This is a genomic window from Micromonospora sp. AMSO12t, from assembly GCF_008806585.1.
GTDB classification, from domain to species: domain Bacteria; phylum Actinomycetota; class Actinomycetes; order Mycobacteriales; family Micromonosporaceae; genus Micromonospora; species Micromonospora reichwaldensis.
In genome coordinates this window covers 1-4423 of record NZ_WAAS01000393.1, presented here as the reverse complement: position 1 = coordinate 4423, position 4423 = coordinate 1, and the positions used below count along the sequence as shown (strand labels likewise).

4 protein-coding genes are annotated in these 4423 nt (G+C 77.7%); 2 read left to right on the top strand and 2 right to left on the bottom strand.

The genetic code is table 11. The features are described from left to right. A partial coding sequence (locus F6X68_RS31010) for a murein hydrolase activator EnvC (RefSeq protein WP_225852535.1) occupies nt 1-677 on the top strand: 677 nt, incomplete at its 5' end. On the opposite strand, the gene F6X68_RS31005 is transcribed toward F6X68_RS31010, so the two are convergent. Continuing rightward, complete coding sequence (locus F6X68_RS31005) at nt 565-1746, bottom strand: aminotransferase class V-fold PLP-dependent enzyme (RefSeq protein ID WP_151457578.1); 1182 nt, start codon at nt 1744-1746, stop codon at nt 565-567. The genes F6X68_RS31010 and F6X68_RS31005 overlap by 113 nt on opposite strands. Nucleotides 1747-1878: 132 nt before the next feature. On the opposite strand from F6X68_RS31005, the gene F6X68_RS31000 reads away from it, so the two are divergent. Beyond that, a complete protein-coding gene (locus F6X68_RS31000) occupies nt 1879-2463 on the top strand; it encodes a GNAT family N-acetyltransferase (RefSeq protein ID WP_151457577.1) in 585 nt (194 codons plus the stop codon). Between the two features lie 129 nt (nt 2464-2592). On the opposite strand, the gene F6X68_RS30995 is transcribed toward F6X68_RS31000, so the two are convergent. Continuing rightward, a complete protein-coding gene (locus tag F6X68_RS30995; protein ID WP_192581615.1) occupies nt 2593-3720 on the bottom strand; it encodes a tyrosine recombinase XerC in 1128 nt (375 codons plus the stop codon). Nucleotides 3721-4423 lie beyond the last annotated feature (703 nt).

Genomic DNA, 4423 nt, shown 5'->3' with positions numbered 1-4423 from the left:
CCGCCGTCGCGCTCTGCGCGGCCCTGCTGTTCCTCGGACCCGCCGCGCCCGCCGCCCGGCCGGTCCCGGCGGCGGGGCGAGCGTTCGTCCCGGCGGCACCGCCCGGGGTCGCACCGCCCATGGTCGCGCCGGCCGGTGCCGTGCGGTTCCGGTGGCCGCTCGACGGCGTCCCGCGCCCGGTGCGCCGGTTCGACCCGCCGCCCCGGCCGTGGCTGCCCGGGCACCGGGGCGTCGACCTGGCCGCCGCGCCGGGCGCGACCGTGCGGGCCGCTGGCGTCGGCACGGTGCTCTTCGCCGGTCTGGTCGCCGGCCGTCCCGTCGTCACCGTCGGGCACGCCGACGGGCTGCGGACCACCCACGAGCCGGTGTCGCCGACGGTCCGCCCCGGCGAGACACTCGCGGCCGGGGCACCGCTGGGCACCCTCCTCGCGGGCCACCCGGGCTGCCCCGCCCCCGCCTGCCTGCACTGGGGGTTGCGGCGCGGCGCCGACTACCTGGATCCGCTGGCCCTGCTCGGCCTGGGACCCGTGCGGCTGCTGCCGCTCGACGGGGGCGACCCCGCCCTCAGCGCTGGGCGAGCAGCGGGGGCAGCCGCACCGAGAGCCGCTCGTACTCGTCGGGGGTGTTGTAGACCTGGGCGCAGAGCCGCAGCCAGCCGCGTCCGTTCCAGGCCATGACGGCGACCTCGGTGGCGAGCCGCTCGGCGATCCGTGCCCGCAGCGCCCGCGCCGCGTCGAGCGTGCTGCCCAGACCCGCCGGCAGCGGCACGATCCGCATGGCGATCCCCGGTCCGCCGGGGTCCGGCAGGTCGGCGGGGGCCACCCCGAGTGCGTCCCCCAGCAGCCGCTGGCCGTACGCCGCCAGCGCGGCGTTGTGCCCGCGTACCCGGTCCACGCCGAGGCTGCGCAGCGTGAACAGGCCCACCGGCGCGGCCAACCAGCCCGTGTAGTCCTGCGTCGCCGCCCACTCGACGCGGCCGGGGAACCCGGACTCCTGCTCCCAGGAGACGGCCAGCGGTTCGATCCGTTCCCGCCACGGCGGGGCGACCGCCAGCACGGCGGTGCCGCGCGGCGCGTACGCCCACTTGTGCAGGTTGCCCACCCAGAAGTCGGCGCCGACGTCGCCCACCGGTGCCGGAAGCATGCCCGGGGCGTGTGCGGCGTCGACGAGGACCGGTATCCCGTGCTCCCGGGCCACGCCGACGATCGCGGCGACGGGGAAGAGCCGGGCGGTGGCCGAGGTGAGCTGGTCCACGACGAGCAGCCGGGTCCGGCCGGGGCGCAGCCCGGCGCGGACGATCTGGACGATCTCCTCGCCCGAGGCGGCCAACGGGACGGGCAGGGTCCGGTTGACCGCCCCCGTACGCCGGCACTCCCGGGCGATGGCGAGGCCGACCGCGCCGTAGCCGTGGTCGGTGGTGAGCACCTCGTCGCCGGGACGCAGGCCGATCGACTGGAGCACCACCGCCACGCCGGTGGTGGCGTTCGGGACGAGGGCGGTGCCGTCCGGGTCGGCGCCCAGGAACCCGGCCAGGTGCCGGCGGGTGTGGGCGATCCGGTCGACCAGGCCCTGCGTGAAGAAGCGCAGCGGGTTGGCCTCCATCTCGTCGCGCAGCCGCTGCTGGGCCCGCTGCACGGCGATCGGCACCGCGCCGAACGAACCGTGGTTCAGGTGGCTGACCGCCGGGTCGAGCGAGAAGAGCAGGCGGGCTGCCGCGATCGGCTCGGGCGGCTGCGGGAGGCTCACCCGGTGATCGTAGCGACCGGTCGATCCATCGCCGCCGTTCCGCCGGGTACGGTCCGCCGGCCGCCCGCCCGGGACGCGGTTCCATCGAGCCCGTGCCGGTCGACCGTCCTCGATCCCGGAGAATCGCTGGTCATGGACGTCGAACTGCGCTGGCCGACCGCCGCCGACCGGCAGCTGCGCGCCGAGGTGCACCGGGTGCTGCACGCCGTCGCCGAGCGGGGCGGCGCGATCGGGTACGCGGTCCCGCCCGGCCGCGCCGAGACCGACGCCTGGCTGGACGGGGTGCTCGGTCTCGTCGAGGCCGGCGACGCCGCGCTCGTCCTCGCCGTGCTCGACGACCGGGTGGTGGGCACCGGGTCGTGGCGGCGCGGTCCGAAGCCGATCTTCACCCACTACGCCGACCTGGAGAAGATCACCGCACACCCCGCCGCCCGTGGCCGCGGCATCGGTCGGCTCGTCACCGGCGCGCTGATCGACGACGCCCGCAAGGCCGGCGTCGAGACCCTCGCGCTGGGAGTGCGCGGCAACAACCACGGTGCCATCGAGCTGTACGAGCGCCTCGGCTTCCGCGAGTGGGGTCGGCTGCCGAACATCATCGAGGTGGGCGACGAACGCTACGACGACGTGCGGATGTGCCTGGACCTCGGGCGCGAGCCGCACGTCGTGCTCCGGGGCTCGGCCCCCGACGGGCCGGGCTCGTCGCCGCGCCGGACCTGAGCACCCGCCCCTGCCTGTCCGGCAGGTCGGGCCGGCTGCCGCACCCGGGCCGCTCGTGCCCGGGCCGCTCGTGCCCGGGCTGCTCGTGCCCGGGCCGCTCGGGTCCGGGGTGGCCTGCGACGGCGGGACTCAGGCGCGTGGGTGGGCCTGGCGGTAGGCGGCGCGGAGCCGCTCCACGGACACGTGGGTGTAGATCTGGGTGCTCGCCAGGGACGAGTGGCCCAGCAGTTCCTGCACCGCCCGCAGGTCGGCGCCGCCCTCCAGCAGGTGGGTGGCCGCCGAGTGGCGCAGTCCGTGCGGGCTGATCGGGGGCAGGCCGGCGGCCTCCGCGTACCCGCCGACGATCCGCCGTGCCGTCGTCGGGTTGAGCCGTCCGCCGCGGGCGCCGAGCAGCAGCGCGTCGCGGGAGTGCGGTGCGGCCAGCGCCGGCCGGCCGTGGCGCAGCCACTCGTCGAGTGCCCGCTGCGCCGGCACCCCGTACGGCACGGCCCGTTCCCGGCCACCCTTGCCGAACACCCGCACGACCCGTCGCGCGTGGTCGACGTCGGCGACGTCCAGACCGCACGCCTCGCTGATCCGCACCCCCGTGCCGTAGAGCAGCTCCAGCAGCGCCCGGTCCCGCAGCAGTACCGCCTCGGCGACCTGGTCAGCCGCAGGGGGAGGACCTGACGACTCTGGCGACGCCGGCCCGGACCCGTCGTCGGCGGGCGACGCCGGTCGGGCGCCCTTCTGGTCGGGTGATGCTGGCCGGAAGCCCTCCTCGTCGGTTGATGCTGGTCGGGAGCCCTCCCCGTCGGGTGACGACGGTCCTGAGTCGTCCTCGTCGGGTGACGGCGGTCGGGAGCCGCCCTCGGCGGGGGGTGGCGGCCCGGTCGGGGCGAACCGGCCCGGCGCTTCGACCAGGGCGGCCGCCTGGTCGGCACGCAGCACGGTCGGCAGGTCCCGGTGGGCGCGCGGGCTGGACAGGGCGCCGGCCACGTCGGCGGGAAGCAGCCCGCAGCGGTGGGCCCACGCGCTGAACGTCCGCGCCGAGGCCGCCCTGCGGGCGAGCGACGTCCGTGCGGCCCCCATCGTCCGCTGCTTCGCCAGCCAGCTGCGTAGCACGGCGAGGTCCAGCTCCGGCAGGTCGTTGCAGCCCATCCGGTGGGCGTGGTCCAACAGCGACACCACGTCACCGACGTACGCCCGGACGGTGTGGGCGGACCGGTTGCGCACGGCGGCCAGGTACCCGGCGAAGTCGTCCACCGCCTCGCGCATCGCCGGTGGGAGCGCCTCGTGGGTCGCCCGGGTGCCGTTCGCCTCCCGGCTCACCGCGGTCCCCTCGCCGCCACCCGCCGGGCGCCCGGTGCGCCTCGCGTGCGCGTCCCTCCCACGCCGGGCCGAGCTGCGAACGCCGCCTGGCCGGGCCGAGGTGCGAACGCCGCCTGGCCGGGCCGAGGTGCGAGCGCCGCCTGGCCGACCCGCACGGGGGGGCGCACCCCTCGGTACGCCCCGGTGCGGATCGAGGCCGTGGTGGCGATGGGCGGCGGATCCTCGGGCGGCACGGGACCAGCCTACGGTCGCCCGACGCGACCGGCAGGCCACCGGGCCGGGCACGGCACTGGCCGCCCGACGCCACCTCGCCGGGCAGCGCACCTGGCCGCCGGTCACCGGCTGGGCTCCGGGGCCGGGCAGCGCACCGGGCCGCCGGCCACCGGCAGGCCACTGGGCCGGGCAGCGCACCGGGCTGCCGGCCACCGGCTGGGCGCCGGGCCGACCGGGCGCCGAGGCGGTGGCCGGCCGTGCGGGCTCGCGGGTGTTCCCGGCGCGGACGCGCGGCTCGGGTGGTGGATTGCGTCGGCCGGTGCGCGCAGACTTGTCGTACCAACGGGTGTGGGCCCTGGCCGTGGTCGCCGTGCGACGGGACCAGGCTCGACGAAGGGGGACCGGGCATGGGGGTGGACGTCGTCCTCTACCGGGC

Coding starts and splice junctions, on each gene's coding strand:
- F6X68_RS31000 (WP_151457577.1), top strand. CDS start 1,879: ATGGACGTCGAACTGCGCTGGCCGACCGCCGCCGACCGGCAGCTGCGC.
- F6X68_RS30995 (WP_192581615.1), bottom strand. CDS start 3,720: ATGCGCGAGGCGGTGGACGACTTCGCCGGGTACCTGGCCGCCGTGCGC.